The sequence below is a fragment of the Salinicola endophyticus genome (assembly GCF_003206575.1).
Taxonomy (GTDB): Bacteria; Pseudomonadota; Gammaproteobacteria; order Pseudomonadales; family Halomonadaceae; genus Salinicola; species Salinicola endophyticus.
Map to the genome: position 1 here is coordinate 266,937 of NZ_PZJO01000006.1, position 21,914 is coordinate 288,850.

Here is a 21,914-nt window from a genome sequence, read left to right on the forward strand (position 1 = left end):
CGCCTGTGATCACGGCAGCGCGCCGCTTCGCTCAGGGGGAGATCAGCGGCAGCCACAAAGCCAGCGCGATCAGCGTGGCCAGCAGCACCGGCGGTGTGATCAGCAGCCCGATCTTCATGTAGCGACCCCAGCCGATGCGGTAGCCCTTCTTGGCCAGCACATGGAGCCACAACAGTGTCGCCAGGCTGCCGATCGGGGTGAACTTGGGCCCCAGGTCGTTGCCGATCACGTTGGCGTAGATCATCAGTTCGCGGGTCACCGCCGGCACGTCGGCCTGATGGATCGCCAGCGCCCCGACCAGGGTAGAGGGCAGGTTGTTCATCACCGAGGCGAGCAGGGCGCTGAAGAAGCCGGTACCGACGGTGGCCACCAGCGGGCCATGCTGGCCCAGCCACTCAAGTACGCTGGCGGCCAGTGGCGTGAGCCCGGCATGGCCGAGGCCGTAGACCACCAGATACATGCCCACCGAGAACCACACGATCTGCCACGGCGCGTGGCGCAGGGCGTGGCCGACCGATACCACCGCGCCCTGGCCCAGGCGCCACCAGCGCCCGGCGATCGCGATCAGGGCGAGCGCCGCCGCACCGGTGACGAAGGCCACCGGGACGTGCCAGGCGGCGGTGACGAAGTAGGCCACCAGCAGGGTGATCAGCAGCGGAAAGGCGGCGCGGAACACCAGCGGATCGCGGATCGCGGTGTGTGGCGGGTCCAGCTTCTCCAGCGCGTAGCGCTTGGGCACCTGGCGGCCGAAGGCGAGCCACAGCACCACCAGGGTCGCCAGCAGCGAGACCAGATTGACCGGCACCATGACCCAGGCATAGCGCGAGAACGAAATGCCGAAGAAGTTGGCGCTGACGATATTGACCAGGTTGGAGATCACCAGCGGCAGGCTGGTGGAGTCGGCGACGAAGCCGGTGGCGATGATGAACGCCAGCGCCGCCTGGGGCGAGAACGAGAGCCGCAGCAGAATCGCCAGCACGATCGGGGTCAGCAGAAGCGCTGCACCGTCGTTGGCGAAGAAGGCCGAGATCACCGCACCGAGCATCACAACCAGTGGAAACAGCCAGTGCCCGCGGCCATTGCCCCAGCGGGCCACGTGCAGCGCCGCCCAGGCGAAGAAACCCGCCTCGTCGAGGATCAGCGAGATGACGATCAGACCGACGAAGGTAAAGGTGGCGTCCCAGACGATATCCCAGACCGTGCCGATATCGCCCAGTTGGACGACGCCGGTCGCCAGTGCGAGCACGGCACCACCGACAGCGCTCCAGCCGATGCCCAGGCCGCGGGGTTGCCAGATCACCAGGATCAGGGTGACGACGAAGATGGCCAGCGCCAGCATGCCAGGACTCTCCACAAGGGGCGCCGCGGCGCGGTGAGAGACACCGCCCGGCGCGGGCGCCCGATCATCGATAAGGAAATGCGATCAGAGATCGCGCTGGTTGACCCGGGCGGAGAGCTGGGCCGCGCTCTCCACGCGCTCCGAGTAGCGGTCGGTCAGATAGTCTGCGCGCCCGCGGGTCAGCCAGGTGAACTTCACCAGCTCCTCGCAGACATCGACGATGCGCTGGTAGTAGGGCGAGGGGCGCATGCGGCCATGGTCATCGAACTCGTTGAACGCCTTGGGTACCGATGACTGGTTGGGGATGGTGAGCATGCGCATCCAGCGGCCAAGAATACGCATCTGATTGACCGCGTTGAAGCTCTGACTACCACCGCAGACCTGCATCACCGCCAGTGTCTTGCCCTGGGTGGGGCGGATGCCGCCCAGCGAGAGCGGCAGCCAGTCGATTTGTGCCTTCATCACCGCGGTCATGGCGCCATGGCGCTCCGGGCTCACCCACACCATACCCTCGGCCCAGGTGGCCAGCTCGCGCAGCGCCGCGACCCGCGGATGCTCCGGGCCCTCGGCATCCGGCAGTGGCAGGTCGCGCGGGTCGAAGGTGGCCACCTCGCAGCCGAAGGCTTGCAGCAGCCGGCCTGCCTCCTCGGCCACCAGGCGCGAGTAGGCGCGCTCGCGCAGAGAGCCGTAGAGCACCAGGATCCGCGGCGGATGGTGGGGCCCCGCGTCTCCCGCCAGGGCCTCGCCGTCGATGGGTGCGAAGGCGGTGGGGTCGAGCTGGGGCAGCGTGTCGAATGACGCAGACATGGCGATTACTCGGCGGCGGGCGAATGGCTGGACGTCGGTGTCGGCGTTGGGTGCACCACCTCGCCATCTTCCTTGGTGAAGGTGTCAATCGGGTGATCCAGCAGTGACAGCACCACCTCTGAAGGGCGGCACAGCGCAGCGCCCTTGTCGGTGACCACGATCGGCCGGTTGATCAGAATCGGGTGGGCGAGCATCGCCGTGATCAGGGCGTCGTCTGTCAGGTTCGGGTCGTCCAGGCCGAGCCTGTCATAGGGAGTGCCCTTGCGCCGCAGCAGCTCCCGCGGTGACAAGCCCGTGGCCGCCAGCAGCGCCACCAGTTGGGCGCGGTCCGGCGGGGTCTCGAGGTAGTGGATCACCTGGGGTGTCTGTCCCGAGGCTTCGATCATCGCCAGGGCGTTGCGCGAGGTACCGCAGTCCGGGTTGTGATAGATCACGGGGTTCATGGCGTCTCTCATGAAGGATCGGTCGATGGGCGAGGGGGTGATGCTGCGCTGACACAACTGCCGAGCAGGGTATCCAGTGGCGCGCAGACTTCGGGGCTACCGTGGCAGCAGTCGCTGACCAGAAACGCGGCCAGGGCGCCGACGGCGGCGAGATCGGCACGATAGATCATCGAGCGGCTCTGGCGCTGGGCGTGAATCAGGCCAGCGCGGCTGAGCACGGCCAGGTGGGCCGACATCGTGTTGTGCGGCACGTCGAGGTGACGCGCTATCTCTCCGGCGGCGAGGCCGTCGGGTTCGTGCCGGGTCAGTAGGCGAAAGGCCGCCAGCCGGGTTGGCTGTGACAGGGCGGCAAAGGCGTCGAGCGCGTTGTTTGTGTCCATGTGTCCAAGAATATAGACATAAATTCGGGGCGGCAATCACCATGATGGCCTTTCGACGAGAGTGAGAGCGGTATGACCTTTGTGTGACCTGTATGAGCGGACTACGCTCTAGAGGCTGTCTGGGCGTCGATTCGCCCAGCGCCCTATACGATCAAGGAGGTCGCATGTACGAAGAGCAGATGAAAGGACGCACCGAGTCCCTCAAGGGCCAGGCGGAAGAAGCCGTGGGCCGCTTCACTGACGACGACGAGATGCGCGACGAGGGCCGCGCGCGCCACGCCGCGGGCAAGCTGCAGGCCAACTACGGCGAGAAGCTCGATAGCGTGCGCGAGGCGACGGTCAAGAATCCGATCAGCGCGCTGGCGATCGCTGGCGGCGTCGGGGTGTTCCTGGGGATCCTGCTCGGACGCCGTTGACACGCCCGAGTGCGGCTACCCGCTCCCCGACGATAAAAGCCCCGGCCCAGGCCGGGGTTTTCGTCATCAGAGGGTGGGTGTCGGCTCAGTTTCACATTTGACGCGGAAAATACTTGAGGCCAGCCTTCGTCGGGGCCATTATCTGCGCCCTTCCATCGGTCCCCGTGACCGGCGGAGGACCAAGACCGGGGTGGCATCGGGTCGGGGTGCGCTGAATCTGCACGACAGATGAGTTGCCCACTACCGATAAGACCTTCCACTGTTGACTTTTCCCGATCTGGAATCGAACTCATGAGCAAAGTCCTGATTATTGGCGCCGGTGGCGTCGGCGGTGTCGTTACGCACAAGTGCGCGCAGCATCCCGAGGTGTTCACGGAAATCTGCCTCGCCAGCCGCAATGAAGCGAAGTGCAAGGCAATCGCCGAGCAGTTGCCGCGTTCCATCCAGACCGCCCAGGTCGACGCCGACGACGTGGAAGCGATCGTGGCGTTGATCGAGTCGTTCAAGCCGGACGTCCTGATTCACGTGGCGCTGCCGTATCAGGATCTGACCATCATGGAGGCATGCCTGCGCACCGGCGTGCCTTATCTGGATACCGCCAACTACGAACATCCGGACGAAGCCAAGTTCGAGTACAAGGAGCAGTGGGCGTTCCAGGAGCGCTACCAGAAGGCCGGCAACATGGCCACGCTGGGCTGCGGCTTCGATCCCGGCATGACCAACATCTACTGCGCCTACGGCCAGAAGAACCTGTTCGACGAGATCCACCGCATCGACATCCTGGATGCCAACGGCGGCGACCACGGCTATCCGTTCGCCACCAACTTCAACCCGGAGATCAACATTCGCGAGATCACCGCGAATGGTCGCTACTGGGAGAAGGGCGAGTGGATCGAGACCGCGCCGCTGGCCGAGAAGCGCACCTTCGACTTCGACGGCATCGGTGAGAAGGATCTCTACCTGCTCTATCACGAAGAGCTGGAATCGCTCTCCCAGAACATCAAGGGGCTGGAGCGCATCCGCTTCTGGATGACCTTCTCCGAGAAGTACATCACGCATCTGAAGGTGCTCGAGAACGTCGGCATGACCAGCATCGAGCCGATCGAGGTCGACGGCGCCCAGGTTTCGCCGCTGCAGTTCCTGAAGCGCGTGCTGCCGGACCCGGCTTCGCTCGGCCCGCGCACCAAGGGCAAGACCAACATCGGCGTCATCCTCGACGGCATCAAGGATGGCAAGCGGCGCAAGGTGTACATCTACAACATCTGCGACCACGAGAAGTGCTACGCCGAAGTTCAGTCCCAGGCAATCTCCTATACCACCGGCGTGCCGGCGGTGACCGGCGCCATGCTGATGCTCGAGGGCATCTGGAAGGGTGACGGGGTGTTCAACGTCGAGCAGCTCGACCCCAATCCGTTCATGGAGCGCATCGGTGAGATGGGCCTGCCGTGGCAGATGGTCGAGCTCGATCCTGACGCCGACCCGCTGGCCTGAGTCCGGGGCGATGGCTGATTCGATGAGTGATCCCACGCACGCGACGCCGGCGGAGATCTGCGGCTTCGATATCCACGCCTGCCCGTCGCCAGCCTACGTGGTCGACGACGCGCGTCTCACGCGGAATCTGGAGCTGCTGGCACGGGTCCAGGTCGAGAGCGGTGCCAAGGTGCTGCTGGCGCTCAAGGGCTTCGCCATGTGGGATACCTTCCCGCTGGTGAGCCGCTATCTGGTGGGGACCACCGCCAGCGGGCAGGACGAGGCGCGTCTCGGTGCGGAGACCTTCGGCGGCGAGGTGCACGTCTACTCGCCCGCTTTCACCGCGCCGGAGATGGAGGTGGTGCTGCGCTACGCCGACCACCTCAGCTTCAACTCCCCCGGCCAGTGGCGCCACTTCCGCGACACCGTCGCGGCGGCGGCGCGGCCGGTCTCCTGCGGGCTGCGGGTCAACCCGGAGCACTCTACCGGTGAGGTCGCGCTCTACGACCCCTGCGCGCCGGGCTCGCGTCTCGGTACGCGGGCATCCGAACTGCGTCAGGGCGATCTCGAGGGGCTGGAAGGGCTGCACTTCCACACCCTGTGCCAGCAGAACAGCGATGCGCTGGAGGCGACCCTGGCGGCGTTCGAGACCCGGTTCGGTGAGTATCTCGGTGGGCTGCGCTGGGTCAACTTCGGCGGCGGGCACCACATCACCCGTGCCGACTACGACGTCGCGCGGCTGGTTCGGGTGATTCGCGAGTTTCGCGCGCGCCATCCGCATCTCGAGGTCTATCTGGAGCCGGGCGAGGCGATCGCGCTGAATACCGGCTTCCTGGTCGCCACGGTGCTGGATATCGTCGACAACGACGGCCCCATCGCGATTCTGGATACCTCCGCGACCGCGCACATGCCCGATGTGCTGGAGATGCCATATCGCCCCGAGATTCTCGGCGCGGCCGAGCCGGGTGCGAAGGCCTACACCTATCGCCTGGGTGGCACGACCTGCCTGGCCGGCGATGTGATCGGCGACTACGCGTTCGACGCGCCGCTCGCCATCGGTGACCGGCTGGTATTCACCGACATGGCCCACTACACCATGGTCAAGACCACCACCTTCAACGGCATTCGTCTGCCGTCGATCTGTCGGGTCGATGCCGAGAGCCGCGAGGTACGCACGGTCAGGACCTTTGGTTACGAGGACTATCGCCAGCGCTTGGGTTGAAGGCTGGCGTCGCCAGGTGGTACTCGACAAACCCCGCTTCGGCGGGGTTTTTTGAGGCTGGAAGGTAAGGCTTTCGGGATAACGGCGCGGCGAGCAGGCACAAAAAAGGCCGCCGAGACGGGGGAGGCGGCCAAAGGGCTTGGACAAAAGGGCGAACGAAGAGCGCCAGTGAAGGCTGGTCAGCGGTGTGCCCAGATCATCGGCTCACACCGCGACCGGTCTACTCTCGCTCAGTGCGGCCACCGCGTTATCGGCACGGCGCGACTCGTAGCGATGCGCCGTGCACTGGGCGCAGCGCAGCTTGCGCGCCTCGCCCGGCCCCGAGGCGACGTAGAACTCGCGAAAGCCGCAGATCAGACACGGCTGTTCGAGATGTACTCGACTCATGCCGAGCGCAGCGCCGCCGGGCCATCGTTGAGCGCGCGGCTGGAACGTGCCATCTGCAGGATCAACCCGCGTGACAGATTGAGCGCGTGCATGGGGTAGGAGACACCGTGGGTATCGGCGTAGTGGCCGCAGGTATCGATGAACTCACCGCAATCGGTGCAGGTGATTTCGTCCCAGTCGTGGGCGGTATCCGGGGCGATGGCGTGCTGACTTCCACAGCGGGTGCATGAGATCTGGTATTTCATGACTTCCCTCCTTGGCGCTGAGAGTGGACTTCCGGTGTCCAGGGGGTCGGCTTCCTTGCCGGTCGAGACAGTGCGGCTTGCCGCGCTGACATTGCGGACGTCCTGTCCGTATGTTGCCCCCTGAATTTGGCATAACCCGTAAAGCTGTACAAGAATTTTTTTAAGTACAACTCTGGGTCAGATTGTGCGATCTGTGTTCTTTCACGGCAGGGCACAGCACGGCATCTTTGCATGGCAGGTGCGGCGCTGGTCGTGGGCCATTAGCGATGGGGTGCTCGATTCGCCTGTCATTCACGCTAATGCGCGATCTTTGCATGCCGATGACAGGCTGGTGTCATCCCGCGGGGCGCACTCAGGCATGCCACTGCGGTGTCGCGAGGCAGAGTGGCGTCAGGAGCGGGGATCGCTGCCGAAAGCGTGGCGATGTCGGAGGTGATGTCAGGCTAAAGCGCCGGGAGGCGGCCCCGTAATAAGGTCTCAGGAGAGCGGCGCTGGCGGGGCGCCCAGCGGCCCTATCTCACCGCTCAGGATGGTGTCCAGCAGCTCCTGGGCGCAGCCGGGTAGCACGCCTTCGTCACGGATCAGCAGGGTGCGCTCGCGGTAAGCCCAGGCGTCGCCGAGATGGCGCACCTGCAGCTTCATGCTGGCCTGATAGCGCAAAGCGCAGGACTCGGGAATGATCCCCACGCCGACCCCGGCCTCGATCATGCGGCAGGCCGATTCGAAGCCGAACACCTGAATACGCACCGGCAGCGGCATGCCGAGTTCTAGCGCCTTCACCTGCAGGAAGTGAAACAGCGTGCTGCCTTCGTGGAGCCCGACATGGGGGAAATCGAGGGCATCCTCGAAGGTCACCGCCTCGCGGGTCGCCAGCGGGTGCTCCCACGGCGTGGCCAGGACCAGCCGGTCGCGGCTGAAGGGCAGCGAGCGCAATCGCGGCGGCACCTCCATGCCCACCATGATGCCTAGAATCCCCATGTCGGCGGTGCCATCGAGCACGCCGCGAATGATATCGCTGGTCATGCGTTCCTGCAGATCGACGGTCACGCCGGGCCGGGTGGCGAGAAACTCGGCCAGCACTTCGGGCATGAATTCGATCACCGCGGTGGTGTTGGCGAAGATGCGCAGATGCCCGCTGGCGCCATCGGCGTAGGCGGAGAAGTCGCTCTTGACCCGCTCCACCTGGCGCAGAATCAGGCGTGCATGGCGTAGCAGCCGCTCTCCGGCGGGGGTCAGCTCCACGCCCTGGGCGCTGCGATAGAACAGGCGGCTATCGAGCTGATGCTCGAGAGTCTTGATTCGCCCGCTGACCGCGGCGGTGGAGAGGTGCGCGCGGCTGGCGCCGGCGGTGAGGCTGCGGGCCTCGGCGACGTGAACGAAGATACGGAGATCGGCGAGATCGAAATGCATGGCGCTGCGCGTCGCTGGGGAGTGACAGAGCTGACGAGTATAGCGCCGTGGCGGGCGGGCATGAAATGTCACTGGCAGTGCCGGGGGCGGGATGTCGGCAGCGCTTGCCAAAGGACCACATAGGTTATCGTAGGGCTCGATGCCCAGGCTCTAGAGTGGCGGCTCTTTCATTCAGGAGGTGCCGATCCATGGAGTGGTTCGCACAGAACAGCCGGGCAATCACCGCCGTGAGCAGCTTGTTCACGCTGTTCGTCTGGGTCTTTTATGCGCAGATTCTTTACCGCAATTTCGCGCGCACTCGACGGCCCAGGCTCATCATCAATCGAGGCCATGGCAACGGTCTCGGGGCGCGCTGCTTGATCAGCAACATGAGTTCCGAGCCGATCTTTCTCGAGCACGTGATCGTTTCCCTGCACACCAGCGAAGGGTGGTTGACCAAGGATCTGATCGACGAAGAGGTCGACTCTCTGCGCGAAGTGGAGTCGGACAGCCAGCAGCTCTCCAGCCAGGGACCGATGCTCTCCGGCAGCTTCAGCCATATCGGCACCTTTCGCGCGATCATTCAGCAGATCTGCCGCAACCATGACCTCGACTTCGCCCAGGGGCAGACCAGCAATGGTGCCACGCTGCACCATCTCGATGTGCGGGTGGTGGCGATCTACGGCAGCGAGGATCATCCTATCGGTGCGGCTCGTCGCTTTCGTATGGTGCAGAAAGACGAAGAGGACACCTGTGTGCTGGTGCCGGTATCCATCGATACCAAGCGCTATGCCAGCCGGCTGCAGCGCTGGCGGGTGCGTCAGTGGATTCGTCGCCTCGATTGAAGCGGGGGATCGTGCGAGCGGGTGATATCAGAAGAGAGGGTATGGGATGACGCCTGAGACTACCGCGTGTATTGATCGGGGTCGAGGAAGGGCGAGGTTCGAGCGGGAGAGTGGACGGATGGCAATATACCGCCCAAACGCAACGAAGCCCGCAGATGCGGGCTTCGTCGGTGCTATCTTGCGCCGTAGCGCAGGGCTAGCGAGATCAGAGCGGCTTGATGTTGGAAGCCTGCAGACCTTTTTTGCCTTGAGTCACGTCGAAGGAGACTTCCTGGCCTTCCTGCAGCGACTTGAAGCCGCTCGCTTGGATTTCAGAGAAGTGCGCGAACAGGTCGTCGCCGCCTTCAGACGGAGTGATGAAGCCAAAGCCCTTGGAGTCGTTGAACCACTTAACGGTGCCAGTTGCCATGTGTCGAATTCCTCAATACGTGAGCTTGCGCTCAAAAGTTGCCGGGTAATACCCGAATTAGTGGGCAAAACAAGGGGATATAACCAGGCTACCGATTGACTCGACTGCGACTGACAATATGCGACTTGCTACCTACCTGCCTCAGGGTGCGGCTTTGGGCCTGAAGTGTCAAACGATATTTGCGCTGAGGCGTGAAAATACCGGTCGATACCCGCGCAGGTCGCGATACCGGGGGCGAGCTGCCACCACTAGTACTGCGCTGCGCAGGGGGATAGAGGCCACGCACGCTCAGCGCGTGGCACCTGCATGGCGGGCAGTGCACCGCCCGCCAGAGAGAGGGTGTGCGTCAGAGGCGCCATGTGCCCCGATGGTGGCAGCGGGGCGCGAGCGCCCCAGCCGGCGATGGGCGTTGCAGCGCTCGCAGACTGCCCGCTCGGGTGCCAGCGAGACATCGAAACGATCGTGACCGCAGACCCAACACCTGACATCGAGACGTACAGGGTTCACGCCGCCGCTCCGGTAATGCCGATGAAGCTGGCATCGCCCGGCTTCTCGCGGGCCATACGCACCAGCGTCTCGACGGAGAGGCTCAGTGTATGCAGGCGATGGTTGCGCGAACCGAAGGTGGCGTTGTGATCGCGTGTGGCGATGAAATCGCCGCAGCCGACACAGGTGATCTCGTCCCAGTCCTGGGCGGTGTCGTTGGAGTGGCCTTGGGTATGACCACAGCGGTGACAGGCAATATCGTGTTTCATTGGGGGCCTTCCTCGGCATCCAGCCGTCGGTCTTCCTGACCGGCGGTACTTAAAGGTGGCAATCCTTGCCAGGCGGTTCCAGCATCCGATGCTGATTCCAGAGGCCGCAATCCTTGCGACGCAATGTCAGAGTGGCACACTCCCAAAACTTGTACAAGTATAATTAGGAGTACAATTTGTGCAGAGCTGGAAAAGCCTAGCTGCTGTTGGCCTGGCGCCACTCTCCGGCAATTTCCTCGATCAGTGCCGCCGCGGGTAACGCTCTTGCTCGGGCGGCCTCGGCGCCCGCCCACTGGGCGCCATAGGTGTCATCTCCGCTGGCCTTGGCGGCGGCATTCAGCGCCTTGCCCAGATCATAGGCACAGGGATAGGCGGGGATCTCTTCCGGGCGGGCGTCACGTGCCCAGGCAGTAAAGCCGTTCTCCAGGCAGCGAGCTGGGCGCCCGGAAATCGCACGGGTCATCACGGTTTTACCACCCGCCGCCAGGCGCCCGCGGTGGGCCGGGTCGGCGGCGCTCTCCGGGCAGCCGATAAAGGCGGTGCCCAGCTGTGCCGCGCTGGCCCCCCAGGAGAGTGTCCGGGCGATGTCCGCGCCATCCATCAAGCCGCCCGCGGCGATGATCGGTAGCGTGGATTCCGCGACCAGCCGGCGCGTGAGCACCTCGGTGGATAGGCGTTCATCCCCGGCGTCGGGGTCGAAGATGCCGCGGTGTCCACCCGCCGACCACCCTTGGGCGATGATCGCATCGAGCCCGCTGGCGGCGATCCGACGCGCCTCGTCCAGAGATGTCGCGGTGGCCAGCAGCAGGCAACCGGCACGGCGCAGCGAGTCGATCTGCGCCGCCGATGGTAGCCCGAAGTGGAAACTGACCATGGCGGGGCGGGTTTCCAGCAGCACCTCCAGCATCGCTGGATCCAACTGAAAAGGGCGGTAGATCTCTTCCAGCGCTGACGGCGGCGAGCTGCCGAAGGTCTCGAACAGCGGCCGGGCGCGCTCGATCCAGCGCGATTCGACCCCGTTATCGCGTGCCGCCGGTGCGTGGCAGAACAGGTTGACCTGGAAGGGGCGCGCGGTGAGCGCCTGGGTGCGGAGGATCGCCGCCCGAGCCGCCGCCGGGGTCGAGGAACCCAGGCCCAGTCCGCCAAGCGTACCGGCATTGGATACCGCCGCCGCCAGCTCGGGGGTCGCCATGCCGGCCATGGGGGCCTGGAGTAGCGGCAGTGTCAGCGTCTCAAATAGCGCGAGTGTCGTAGCCTGTCGTTGATTCACGGGTCACCTATGTCGCTGAGTCGTCCACCTTCACGGAGTCCTTCTCTTTTCCCCAGCCCTTAACCGTACATGCCGTCCTTTGCCGTAAAGGGGCGGGATTAGCTCGCCAGTACCTGGCTTGGGCCGAAGCACTCGTAGTGGCGGTTCTTCGCGCTCACGCCCTGTTCGGCCAGCAGCCGGTCCAGCTCGCGCATCATCGGCAGCGGGCCGCACACATGGTAGCTGGCCGTCGAGTCACCGACCCAGGCGGCGAGATCTGCCGCTTCCAGCAGGCCATGCTTGATTCCGGCCACCGAGTCAGCGGGTGCATCGGCGCGCGGTTCGTCGTAACACAGATGCAGCGAGAAGTTCGCATGTGCCCGGGTCAGCGCCGCCAGCTCTTCACCGAAGGCACGTACACCGGCATGCCGGGCAAGCTGGATCATCACCACGCGTCGCTCTGGTGACGCGGCCAGCGCGGCGTGCGCCATCGAGATCAACGGGGTGATACCCACACCGCCGCCGATCAGCACCACCGGCCGGGCCGGGTCTTCCGGCAGCGCGAGTTCGAAGGTGCCATAGGGCGGTGTGAGCTCGACCTGATCCCCCTCGGCTAGCCTGGTATGTAGCAGTGGCGATACCTGACCTGCCGGCTGCTCGGCGTTACCCGTCTCGTGCTTGATGCTGAGACGGTAGGTCTCGCTGCCGGGGGCATTGGAGAGGCTGTACTGGCGCATGGGCTGGTTGCCCGCCGCATCCGTCATCCGCAGCGTCACGTACTGACCGGCAGCATGGGCCGGCAGCGTGCGGCCGTCGCTAGGGGCCAGATAGAGGGAGACGATGTTCTCGCTCTCCGCCTGGCGGCGTACGATGGTGAAAGGCCGAAAGCCAGCCCAGCCCTGAGTGTCGCGCTGCTGAGTGTAGAGTTCACGCTCGCGGCCGATGAACACCGTTGCCAGTTGGGCGTAAGCTGCCTCCCAGGCGTCGATGATCTCCGGTGTGGCGGCATCGCCCAGAACTTCCTGGATCGAGGCGATCAGATTCTCACCCACGATGGGGTAGTGCTCCGGGCGAATGGTCAGCGAGGCATGCTTGTGCGCGATCACCTCCACCGCTGGCGCCAGCGCGGCCGTATCGTCGATATGGCGTGCGTAGGCCAGGATCGCCCCCGCCAGGGCCCGTTGCTGCGCGCCCTCGCGTTGATGCGCGGGATTGAAGTAGGGCTTCACTTCGGGATTGTGCGCGAACATGCGAGTGTAAAAATGGCAGGTCAGTGTCTCCCCATGGGCCTCGAGCACGGGAATGGTCTGCTTGACGGTGGCGATCTGGTCTGGACTGAGCATGGTGACTCCCCGGTGGCGGGTAGGGCTGGCGGCTGGCGCCAGTGTTTCTTAATTGGTATGTAATCTACCAATTTAAATTGGAGTATCATTTACCACTTTATGACTGTCAAGCGATCATGAAACTCACCACGCACACCGACTATGCGCTGCGGCTGCTGATCTACCTGGCGATCCGAGGCGATGACATGCCCGCGACCGTGCAATCGGCGGCGGGCCACTACGGTATCTCCGGGCACCATCTGGCCAAGGTCTCGCAGACCCTGGTGCAGCTGGGCTATGTCTCCAGCCTGCGCGGGCGGGGCGGGGGCCTGCGCCTCAATCGTCCGGCCGAGGAGATCAACATCGGCGCGCTGATTCGGCAGACCGAGAACCTCGAACTGCTGGAGTGCTTCGGGCCCAACTCGACCTGCCCGATCGACCCCGCCTGCCGGCTCAAGCATGTGCTGTGGTCCGCCCAGCAGGCGTTCATGCAGGTGCTGGATGGCTACGTACTGGCGGACATGATCGATAACCGCGAGGCGCTGCGCCTGCTGATCTCCGGCGACGGCAGCTGAGGGCACCCCAAAAAGAGACTACTGCACGATCGTTCAATACCGCCCGCTCGGGCGCCTGCACACTGGCGCTGCGTTCATGTGAACGGAACCGAGAGGTAGCGAGTCAATCATGGAGATCGTGCTGTACGCCTTTACCGTCATGTACACCCCGGGGCCGGTCAACCTGCTGGGGCTCAATGCCGGGCTCACGCGCCCGCCGCGGGAGAGCCTGGGGTTCTTCCTCGGTGTGGCCCTGGCGATGTTCGTCTGGTTCGTGGTGATCGGTCTCGCCGGGCAGCTATTCGTGGTCCAGCGGATGCTGCCCTATATCGCCTTCGCCGGTAGCGCCTACATTCTCTATCTGGCGTTCAAGGTGTTCCGCGCGCCGGTGTCGCTCGATGCGCAGGCAGCGCCCGCCGCCCGGCTGGTGTTTCGCGATGGCTTTCTGATGCAACTGCTCAACCCCAAGAACTCGCTGGTAGTGATCCCCATTGCCACGGTGATGTTCCCGGGGCGGGGCATCGCCGGTGGCGAGCTGCTGGCGTGTTCGGCGGCGATCGCACTGGGCGGTGGCGGGGCGCCTGCGCTCTACGCCATGGCCGGCCATCTGATCGGCCGGCGTATCGCCCGGGTCGAGGTGTTCCGCCTGTGCCATCGGCTGATGGCACTGCTGCTGGTGGTCGTGGCGATCCTGATGCTGCGTGACTATGTCTGGTATAGCGATGTCTGGGCAGTACTGCGCTGAGGAGACGACATGGCAGAGGCGAAGGGGGTGATGAAGAGTGACTGGCTGATCGCATCGCCGCCATCGCGGCTGGAGCGGATCGAAGCACACTTCCAGGGGCATGCCTACGACATGCACCGGCACGACAGCTTCGCCATCGGCCTGACCCTGAACGGCGTGCAGAGCTTCCACTACCGCCGCGGCTATCGCCATAGCCTGCCCGGCACGGTGCTGGTGCTGCACCCGGACGAACCCCACGACGGCCATGCCGGCGACGCCCGTGGGTTTCACTACCGCATGCTCTATATTGAGCCGGCGCTGATCCAGAGTGCCCTGGGCGGGCAGCCGCTGCCGTTCGTGGCTGGCGGGCTCTGCCGCGAGCCGCGACTTGCCACGGCAGTGCAGACGCTATTGGCCAGTCTCGACGGTGCGCTCGACCCGCTGGAGGAGAGCGACGGCATCGCCGAGCTGGCCGATGCCCTGGCCGCCAACGGAGATGCCCGCCGCAGCCCGCCCAAGCGCTTGCCTGACTATCGTGCCGCGCAGCGGGTGCGGGAACGGCTCGACGCGGCGCTGCTGGACGGCGTCTCGCTGGATGAGCTGGAAGCCATCGCTGGCCAGCCGCGCTGGACGCTGTCGCGGGATTTTCGCGCGCTCTTCGGCACCAGCCCCTACCGCTATCTGACCCAGCGCCGGCTAGCGCTAGCCCGCCAGCAGATCGCCGCGGGCACTGGCCTGGCCGAGGCGGCGCATGCCGCCGGCTTCGCTGACCAGAGCCATATGACCCGCGCCTTCGGGCGGACCTATGGCCTCTCTCCGGCGCGCTGGCGCGGTCTGCTCGGCACCCGCTGAGTGCCGACCCATCTGCCTCGCAGCTCGGGCCGGCAGCACTCGGGATCACAACGGGTTTATCTCGGAGAATCCGGCGCTTATACTGTGCGCCGCTTGGAAACAGCGGCGCCATGCCGTCTCGCCACCAGGCCCCCGTAGCTCAGCTGGATAGAGCGGCCCCCTCCTAAGGGGCAGGTCATAGGTTCGAATCCTATCGGGGGCACCAAGTGACCTTCCTCGTTGCCCCACTTTTTTGCTATCTGCTAGGCCCCACCAGAATCGGCATGCGCAGGGTTATGCAGTGAAGTATGGCTCTCCTTTCGGCGCGCGGCTGCATACCCACGTGCTGCTACGTATTAGAAAGATCGAATCGACCAGGCCGTCTCGGCCATGGCTCTCTCGGAAGATTGATGGGGCTCAACTCTGTATGAAGGCTCAGGAGACAGCGCCGATCATCAGCAGGGCGAAGATGAGGCGTAGCAACCGGGAGAAGAGAGGGCGCTGCACAAGGGGCCGGATGGCGCCGCCGACGCACATCCAGAAGATATTGGTGAACACAGCAACCGCCAGGCAAACCCCCATGGTGGCCACATAAGCGATGGTCGCTGGCGAGATCGGCAGCAGAAACTGCGAATAGATCACCAGTAACACCGCGTAGGACTTCGGGTTGAGTACGTTGAGCAGGACACCATCGCGCATCGTCAGGCGGGCGCCTTCGGCTGCGCGGGTGTCGAGTGGCGTGGTCGCAATGCGGTAGGCGAGGTAGAGCACATAGAGCCCGCCCACGATCTGTAGTGTCAGCTTCGCACTTGGCCAGGCTGCCAGTAGCGCCGCCAGGCCCAGGGCTGCGGCCACCATGGATATCGCCAGCCCGGTCAGAATGCCCACATAGAGCGAGAGCGTCTTGCGTACCCCAAAAGTGGCGGATGTCGCCACGATGGTCATGGGGCCCGGCCCCGGAGAGCCGAACAACAGCATTGCCGTCATGGCGAGCGTGGTGAGTGACGACATGAGCTTTCATCTCCGAGTGCGGTCTCTCGCAGCGAAACAGGCCATGGCATGCCATCGCCGTTCGGAACCGATCAGTACCGTTTGCGTAAAACGGTACTAATCATTACCATCCCGTGTCAATCTCACAGAAGGGATAAGCCATGGCGACACAGGCGCGTGAACGACTGATAGCGACGGCTGAAGCGCTTTTCTATCAACGCGGCATCCAGGCGGTCGGCATCAGCGAATTGATCGATGCCTCTGGCGTGGGGCGTGCGTCCTTCTACCGTCACTTCGACAGCAAGGACGCCCTGGTGCATGCCGTGCTACGCCACCGCAATGAGAGGGCGCTGGCCGCCTTGGAGGCAGCTCTTGCCGGCAGCGATGATTCGCCCCTGGGTGTGTTCGACGTGGTCGCCGAGCGCTACGGGCAAGCCGACTTTCGGGGCTGCGCCTTTATCAACGCCATGGTCGAAGCCGCCGACCGGGGCAGCGAGACCCACCGTATCGCCAGAGCGCACAAGCTGGCTCAGATAGAGATCATTGCTCGCCAGCTCCGGCAAACCGGTCATTCTCCGAGTGAAGAACTCGCCCGCGATTTTCAGCTACTGATCGATGGCGCGGTCATGGGCGTACTACGCGAAGGCAATCTCGAATCGGTCGAGAGAGCCAAGCAGATAGCGGCCAGACTGCTGAGTCTGTAAGCATCGCCTCATCCGTAGTGATGGTTCCCCGAGCATGCTCAGCCCGCGATAGGAGCGGGGTGCGATAGCCTCAGTGCCCCCTGAGTTGCACTGGTGGCCAATCTCGATCATCTACTGCTTCCCGAGCCAGTCTCCCTCTCGCACGATCAGAACCCCGCCCGGCCCGTGAGCTAAAGGAGGTAGCAATTGCTCAGCCTCCGACAAACCATACGTTGCACTCCCGCTGGTGCTGATATGAGCCTTGGGTAGCGCCAAGAATTTATCTAAATATCTGCAACATTTATCCCTAAGCAAATTTCGGGGAGAACATACCCGATTGCGACATGCGACCAAATGACAGGGTGTGAGGGTATTCCTAATAAAGACAGAAACGTGCTAAGTGTTACCGTACGGCAACAAAAGGGATCAGCCGTGATCGCTACTGGGGGGTGAACCGCGGAATTTACGCCAGCATTGCCGGCGCGCTGTCGACTCCCCGCCTCGCGAGCGGGCTAAAGGAGCCGGTTTTGAAGCAGCGTTTAGCCGCGCTAGTACTGAGTACGTGGCCCGATCAGGGCCCGGAAAAGAGTGCGGAATGATGAATTTCACGGCGCACTCTACGAAAGGCAAGGAGCATTAGGTAGAGAGTCGAGATGAAATGTGTCAGATTGATACCAAAGGTGTTTCTAACAGCGCTTGAGAAGGCTGACAGGTTCCAACTCAAAGCGAATGGTTCGAGGAAGACCGCATGCGTGTTCAAGTCAATTAACGACTCCACTATCTAATACCTGTTAGCTCCCAAAAAATTAAGGAAATACCATGCAGCAGATAGCGCTAATACCCAGAGTTGAAGAAGGTGAAATCATCCCTCAAAGAGTTGGTGATGGGTACATCAGTGCCACAGCTCTTTGTAAGTCTGTAGGAAAGCGCTACTCAGATTATAGGGCTTTAAAATCGACTGCTGAGTTTCTTGTCGAATTAACTGCGCAAACAGGTCTTCCGGAACAAGAGTTAATACATGTAATTAGCGGGGGAAATCCGAGTCTCCAGGGGACATGGGTTCATCCGTATCTCGCTATAAACTTAGCGCAGTGGTTGTCTCCAAAGTTTGCTGTCAAAGTATCTCAATGGGTGACTGAGTGGCAGCAAGGGCGCTCCACGCCCGTTATGCCTGTTCATATTGAGAGGTATATGGAAAACCGCTCTAAAGTTCCATATACACACTTTTCAATGCTAAATGAGCTGACTCTAAATCTAATTGCGCCTCTTGAGCAGGCTGGTTATACTCTCCCTCAAGAAATGGTTCCGGATATTTCGGAAGGTAGAATTTTCTGCAAATGGCTCAGGGCTAATCGTGGTGTGGAGCCTAATACGTTTCCTACGTATGCTCACACCTATCCGGACGGTCGCGTTGTTCAAGCAAAACTTTACCCAATTGAGTTGTACGAAGACTTTAAGCGTCATTTTAATGAGGTATGGCTGCCGCAACACGCACCTAGATATTTTGGCCAAAGAGATCAGCAGGCATTGAGTTTTGTTACAACTCTACTTCTACCTGCTCAGGCGAGCTAACAGTTACGGTCACGACGACGTCTACTGCATTTTGGCTCCGCCTCCAACTTGTAGCCGCGTGTTCTTTTGGCTTTGGCCCTGCAGGGAGCTCGCTGTGCAACTTGTGAAGTCGCTTAAAGAAATGTCTCGATACAGCCGAGAGTCAGCCTTTCGAATTCGGCTATTCGATTCTAAAGGACTATATCCTCGGGGTGTTTTCGCGAATGAAAAGTCACTTTATGTAGCAGATGGCGAAGTGGCGTTCTCGATCGTTTATTCAAAACCCTACGATCAGCTGGCGTCGGATTTTCCCTACTCGGAAATGGTTTGGGCTACGCCACAGGAGGTCCGTTTTTGGGCTTCCATTCTCCTATGTGAGGATGCTAAAGGCCCACGAATTCTTCTATATCCCGAGCATAAGACGTTTGCTTTTTTGGATTCGCAAGAACTAGAATTTAAAGACAGTGAGACTCAGCTTGAGCTACGGCGTCTTGTCGTTGAGGAGGCAGCTGCTAGGAAGCAATCGTTAACTTCTATTCACACATTTGAGCATGATATTAGCCTCGGTCGCCAAGCCGAGTTTTTGAAAGCGATAAAAGATACAGATCACGTTTTTCTTCGGGCGATTGCATGCCTGATAAAGTGCGACATGTTGTCCCGGTATTATGAGTTTGCTGAGGAAGCTATCATTGTGGCGTTCATCGCCCTTGAGGCATCTTTCTCACTAGTCGTGGATATGCTGAAACGATCTGGTACCCCAAATCCGTCTGCTAAAAATGCCGGAACATGGTTAGATGATACGTTCAACCGCCCGTTGGGCATTGAGCCTGGCGAGCGGCGCTATTTCGAAGAACTGTACGAGCAGCGCGTAATGACGATGCATCCGAGTAGTCGATACGGTGAATGCCCCTACGCACCACTTGCCGTCGATGACCTTTACGATTTGCGCCGAGATTTGAGGGAGGTTTTTGCTTACTTAGTTTCTGGTCAGCACGGTCCGGAGTGGATCAAGAGACTGAGACATAGAGGCATGGAATAAATGTGGCCCAACGAATCGCTGCAGTTGACCGCCCAAAGCGCTGCCGCGCCTCGGCCGGCAACTAAGCTTAGGCACTGGGTATATTTGGATGACTAATGAAAAATGATCAGGAGAGGTTGCAAATACCAACTTCTGAAGAGATTAAAGGGCAGGTTGAAGAACAGGACAACGTGTATGCTGTCGCAATGGAAGAGCTTCGTGAAGCATACGGGCCAAGTCGTTTAGGCGTCCACGTGATAAGCGACATAAGCAGAGCGCTATCAGGTTTTGGGCCCGGTCATGTGTCCGAAGATTTGCTTAATTACCAGCATGAGCAAGTACGGTTCTACAAAAAGGGTGCTAAGGTTGGGGAACTTATCGATACTTATCTTTCGCCCGGCGAACAGAACGATAAGAAGCTTGCTGAGCAGTTCGACTATCAGCAAGCTGACTACGCCGAAATCGTCCGCAAAGTCTGAAATTTAGTCGCTGATTGACACCGAGAAAATTGCTGCAGTTGATGGTCCTTATAAGGGCCGAAGCTGAGCTTCGGTGTTAGGCTTTATCGGCCGTCAGGAGAAATATATGCGAAATAAGAGTAAAAGTCGTTCTAATAACAGAAAGGTTGGCTGGAGGGGGTTAAAAGACGGAAGGGAGTTCTGGGAGTTCAATTTTTTTGTGCGCGAATTGAATTTTGAATGCTCGACAATTATGATTTTTTGGCTGTTTTGGAAAACGGGCGTGCTCTATCAGAGCCGACCTTTCTGGGAGTGATTTTATAGTTGGAAATCTGGAAGGTGACCAGCTTCGGCGGCACCGGCTGCAGTCGGTCAGAAACTTACACTGATATTTTAGTTGTTTCGATTGTTAGCGGTAGAAATAGAAGCTCAATGCGAGCCATAGTGTGCTTTATTAGGGTGCGCCGTGCCTCAGATATGATACCGAGTACATACAGTGAATTCACACTCCAAAACAAGGAAGTAGCATGCGCATTCGCCTCGATAAAGTCATCATCAAGGACTTCAAGCGGATAAATTCACTTGAAATCGAATTGCAGCCTGTGACTGCGTTGGTTGGCGGAAATACGAGCGGTAAGAGCAGCGCACTGCAGGCAGCGCAGCTTGGCGTCTCAATCTTGCAGGCTGCGTTTCGAGGTATTCGACCTAATGGCGTTCCAGACTTCGCAGGTACCGTCGCCAACGATTCTGTGCTGTTCCGCCCAACTGAGCGGTTGCTTGACTTGAGGCGTGGGGAAAGCGCGACGCAAAACCTCGGCTATTCGATCACCTACTGTGGAGTAGGTCTCGACTCAAACGCGGAGAAGGAAATAACGATCCATATTCGCCGTGGAAAGAACGCGAATATTGCCATCACTCGTAGCGGAGATGATGACTTCGCGGCCGCCCTTGCAGACAGCGATCGCCCTTTCTCAATCTTCACTCCTGGCTTATCGGGGATTCCGATCCGCGAAGAGTGGCGGACGAAGGGGGCAATGGACGCTGCAGTCATGCACGGCGACGCCAATCTTTATCTCCGCACAGTACTTGATCATTTGTTCACACGTGATCTCGATGAGATGGCGAGGGCTGCCTGGCGTCGAGAACGTAACATTGACCTGCTGCCAGACAGTGGGTGGAAGACCTTCTCTAAGTTACTAGAGCGGTGCTATCCAGGCACATGCGTCGTGGTAAGTCATGATCACCAACGCGATCGTTATGTAAAGGTCGATGTCGAAACAGCGGATGCGTCGGTTACGCTCGACATGGCGTCGACAGGTATGCTCCAAGTCATTCAGATTATCGCCTACACTTGTTTCTATGCGCCGCCTTTGGTTCTACTGGACGAGCCAGATGCGCACCTACATGCCGACAGCCAGTCGCGACTTTACGATGCCCTCAGAAGCGTTGCTACCGAGACGAAAACTCGCATCCTGTTCGCCAGCCACTCACCCCAGTTGATCCAGCGCCTTATGTACGACACAGACGCAGCAGTTGTATGGATGAGCGAAGGTGCGAAGGTGCCTGTCGACGATGCTCAACGTCCTGCAATTCCCATTCTGATGACGCTTGGTGCGCTTTCGGCAGGTGCTGATGCCTTCGACCCTGCTCGGTCAGTAATTTTGATGACAGAAGACAAGCTGTCGAGGCCAGTAACGGTGCTGGCGAAGGCGAACGGCGCGCCTGAAAACCTAGCCGTGATTTCTTACAACGGGTGCGGAAACCTTCCGGCAGCAAGGCTCCTGGCAAACATGATTACCGACATGCGCCCTGACGCCCGGATCATTTTGCATCGGGATAGAGACTTCCGGACTGAACAAGAGGCGCAATTCGAACTTTTAATCGCTGCTTCAGAGCGTCAGCGCAACGGAGTGACTCGGGTTACGGAGGTTTTTACCCCTTTAAATGATGTCGAGCACTCGTTTGCTCAGGCCGCACATCTGAAAGAGGTCTTCAACGAACTAGCTCCCGAGCTAATAGATTCTGCAATTGCCGATGTGATTATATTCAAACGCGACGACCTCGTGCATGCCGCGCGCATCGCTCGTGGACAGATTTCAAATTCGCTCTACGAATCTCCTCGTAAACGAAGGAAGCCAGAATGGACGGCAGCAGAAATGCCAGATAACACTCCGCCTATAATTGGTTTCGTTCCTGCGAACGGCCTAATCCCAGTTTCATTCGAGCATTCTCATGGGAAGATGCTCATGGACGCTCTTCGTCCGAAAATCCATCATCATGTTGGCGGTGCTTCGCAGGTATCGGACGGTAGAATATATGCAGTGACGCCCCATCTTTTGGCGCCCGGATGGAGGGATGCATTTTCCCCTCAGTGACTCTGAGTAATGTCTCTTAATTGTATTGCGGCCGCTTCTGGCCGAATGCTAC

Annotated in this window: 24 protein-coding genes and 1 tRNA gene; 13 read left to right on the forward strand and 12 right to left on the reverse strand. The window is 60.9% G+C overall.

Features of this window, described 5'->3' with window-relative positions:
- Positions 1-31: 31 nt before the first annotated feature.
- The 4 genes from DOM66_RS14815 to DOM66_RS14830 form a co-directional block, all read right to left on the reverse strand.
- Positions 32-1,339, reverse strand: a complete 1,308-nt coding sequence (locus tag DOM66_RS14815) for an arsenic transporter (RefSeq protein ID WP_110690693.1) — start codon at positions 1,337-1,339, stop codon at positions 32-34.
- Positions 1,340-1,423: 84 nt separating this feature from the next.
- Positions 1,424-2,146 carry an arsenical resistance protein ArsH gene (gene arsH / locus DOM66_RS14820; protein ID WP_110690694.1) on the reverse strand — a complete coding sequence of 241 codons (723 nt, stop codon included), beginning with the start codon at positions 2,144-2,146 and terminating at the stop codon, positions 1,424-1,426.
- 5 nt (positions 2,147-2,151) lie between these two features.
- Positions 2,152-2,589, reverse strand: a complete 438-nt coding sequence (gene arsC, locus DOM66_RS14825; protein WP_110678945.1) for an arsenate reductase (glutaredoxin) — start codon at positions 2,587-2,589, stop codon at positions 2,152-2,154.
- 8 nt (positions 2,590-2,597) lie between these two features.
- The gene (locus DOM66_RS14830) at positions 2,598-2,969 is read right to left on the reverse strand and encodes an ArsR/SmtB family transcription factor (protein WP_110690695.1); all 372 of its coding nucleotides are present in this window, start codon (positions 2,967-2,969) and stop codon (positions 2,598-2,600) included.
- Between the two features lie 164 nt (positions 2,970-3,133).
- Here DOM66_RS14830 and DOM66_RS14835 point away from each other — a divergent pair, with 164 nt between their 5' ends.
- The 3 genes from DOM66_RS14835 (at position 3,134) to nspC (ending at position 6,077) form a co-directional block, all read left to right on the forward strand.
- Positions 3,134-3,385 (forward strand): CsbD family protein, encoded by a 252-nt coding sequence (locus DOM66_RS14835; protein WP_106419771.1) that lies wholly within the window; start codon positions 3,134-3,136, stop codon positions 3,383-3,385.
- A 291-nt stretch (positions 3,386-3,676) separates the two neighbouring features.
- Positions 3,677-4,876 (forward strand): saccharopine dehydrogenase family protein, encoded by a 1,200-nt coding sequence (locus DOM66_RS14840; protein ID WP_110678941.1) that lies wholly within the window; start codon positions 3,677-3,679, stop codon positions 4,874-4,876.
- A gap of 22 nt (positions 4,877-4,898) precedes the next feature.
- Positions 4,899-6,077 (forward strand): carboxynorspermidine decarboxylase, encoded by a 1,179-nt coding sequence (nspC, locus tag DOM66_RS14845; protein WP_110690731.1) that lies wholly within the window; start codon positions 4,899-4,901, stop codon positions 6,075-6,077.
- Between the two features lie 204 nt (positions 6,078-6,281).
- On the opposite strand, the gene DOM66_RS14850 is transcribed toward nspC, so the two are convergent.
- The 3 genes from DOM66_RS14850 to DOM66_RS14860 form a co-directional block, all read right to left on the reverse strand.
- Positions 6,282-6,464, reverse strand: a complete 183-nt coding sequence (locus tag DOM66_RS14850; RefSeq protein WP_110678939.1) for a hypothetical protein — start codon at positions 6,462-6,464, stop codon at positions 6,282-6,284.
- Positions 6,461-6,709, reverse strand: a complete 249-nt coding sequence (locus DOM66_RS14855) for a hypothetical protein (RefSeq protein ID WP_110690696.1) — start codon at positions 6,707-6,709, stop codon at positions 6,461-6,463. The genes DOM66_RS14850 and DOM66_RS14855 overlap by 4 nt, the downstream gene beginning before the upstream one ends.
- A gap of 477 nt (positions 6,710-7,186) precedes the next feature.
- Complete coding sequence (locus DOM66_RS14860; protein WP_110690697.1) at positions 7,187-8,119, reverse strand: LysR family transcriptional regulator; 933 nt, start codon at positions 8,117-8,119, stop codon at positions 7,187-7,189.
- 188 nt (positions 8,120-8,307) lie between these two features.
- Here DOM66_RS14860 and DOM66_RS14865 point away from each other — a divergent pair, with 188 nt between their 5' ends.
- Positions 8,308-8,943 carry a hypothetical protein gene (locus DOM66_RS14865; RefSeq protein WP_110678934.1) on the forward strand — a complete coding sequence of 212 codons (636 nt, stop codon included), beginning with the start codon at positions 8,308-8,310 and terminating at the stop codon, positions 8,941-8,943.
- Positions 8,944-9,148: 205 nt separating this feature from the next.
- Here the strand turns inward: DOM66_RS14865 and DOM66_RS14870 are convergent, their stop codons facing one another.
- From DOM66_RS14870 to hmpA, 4 genes are all read right to left on the reverse strand, one after another.
- Positions 9,149-9,352: a cold-shock protein gene (locus tag DOM66_RS14870; RefSeq protein ID WP_035475974.1), complete on the reverse strand. Its 204-nt coding sequence runs from the start codon at positions 9,350-9,352 to the stop codon at positions 9,149-9,151.
- Positions 9,353-9,855: 503 nt separating this feature from the next.
- A complete protein-coding gene (locus tag DOM66_RS14875) occupies positions 9,856-10,107 on the reverse strand; it encodes a hypothetical protein (protein WP_110678932.1) in 252 nt (83 codons plus the stop codon).
- Positions 10,108-10,303: 196 nt separating this feature from the next.
- Complete coding sequence (locus DOM66_RS14880) at positions 10,304-11,377, reverse strand: NAD(P)H-dependent flavin oxidoreductase (protein ID WP_245392453.1); 1,074 nt, start codon at positions 11,375-11,377, stop codon at positions 10,304-10,306.
- 98 nt (positions 11,378-11,475) lie between these two features.
- The gene (hmpA, locus tag DOM66_RS14885; RefSeq protein ID WP_110690699.1) at positions 11,476-12,699 is read right to left on the reverse strand and encodes an NO-inducible flavohemoprotein; all 1,224 of its coding nucleotides are present in this window, start codon (positions 12,697-12,699) and stop codon (positions 11,476-11,478) included.
- A 116-nt stretch (positions 12,700-12,815) separates the two neighbouring features.
- Here hmpA and DOM66_RS14890 point away from each other — a divergent pair, with 116 nt between their 5' ends.
- From DOM66_RS14890 to DOM66_RS14905, 4 genes are all read left to right on the forward strand, one after another.
- The gene (locus tag DOM66_RS14890; RefSeq protein WP_110690700.1) at positions 12,816-13,253 is read left to right on the forward strand and encodes an Rrf2 family transcriptional regulator; all 438 of its coding nucleotides are present in this window, start codon (positions 12,816-12,818) and stop codon (positions 13,251-13,253) included.
- A gap of 109 nt (positions 13,254-13,362) precedes the next feature.
- Positions 13,363-13,977 (forward strand): LysE family translocator, encoded by a 615-nt coding sequence (locus DOM66_RS14895; RefSeq protein WP_110690701.1) that lies wholly within the window; start codon positions 13,363-13,365, stop codon positions 13,975-13,977.
- Between the two features lie 9 nt (positions 13,978-13,986).
- Complete coding sequence (locus DOM66_RS14900; protein WP_110690702.1) at positions 13,987-14,808, forward strand: AraC family transcriptional regulator; 822 nt, start codon at positions 13,987-13,989, stop codon at positions 14,806-14,808.
- Positions 14,809-14,936: 128 nt separating this feature from the next.
- Positions 14,937-15,013 (forward strand) — tRNA-Arg (locus DOM66_RS14905).
- A 209-nt stretch (positions 15,014-15,222) separates the two neighbouring features.
- On the opposite strand, the gene DOM66_RS14910 is transcribed toward DOM66_RS14905, so the two are convergent.
- Complete coding sequence (locus DOM66_RS14910; protein WP_110690703.1) at positions 15,223-15,798, reverse strand: LysE family translocator; 576 nt, start codon at positions 15,796-15,798, stop codon at positions 15,223-15,225.
- 140 nt (positions 15,799-15,938) lie between these two features.
- On the opposite strand from DOM66_RS14910, the gene DOM66_RS14915 reads away from it, so the two are divergent.
- The 5 genes from DOM66_RS14915 (at position 15,939) to DOM66_RS14925 (ending at position 21,862) form a co-directional block, all read left to right on the forward strand.
- Entirely contained in the window at positions 15,939-16,481 is a 543-nt protein-coding gene (locus tag DOM66_RS14915; protein WP_110690704.1) for a TetR/AcrR family transcriptional regulator, read from the forward strand.
- 798 nt (positions 16,482-17,279) lie between these two features.
- On the forward strand, positions 17,280-18,032 hold the full coding sequence (locus DOM66_RS14920) for a KilA-N domain-containing protein (RefSeq protein ID WP_110690705.1): 753 nt from the start codon (positions 17,280-17,282) through the stop codon (positions 18,030-18,032).
- Positions 18,033-18,126: 94 nt separating this feature from the next.
- Entirely contained in the window at positions 18,127-19,050 is a 924-nt protein-coding gene (locus DOM66_RS19635; RefSeq protein ID WP_157959062.1) for a hypothetical protein, read from the forward strand.
- 95 nt (positions 19,051-19,145) lie between these two features.
- Positions 19,146-19,508 carry a hypothetical protein gene (locus DOM66_RS19640; RefSeq protein ID WP_157959063.1) on the forward strand — a complete coding sequence of 121 codons (363 nt, stop codon included), beginning with the start codon at positions 19,146-19,148 and terminating at the stop codon, positions 19,506-19,508.
- Between the two features lie 506 nt (positions 19,509-20,014).
- On the forward strand, positions 20,015-21,862 hold the full coding sequence (locus DOM66_RS14925; protein ID WP_110690706.1) for an AAA family ATPase: 1,848 nt from the start codon (positions 20,015-20,017) through the stop codon (positions 21,860-21,862).
- Positions 21,863-21,914 lie beyond the last annotated feature (52 nt).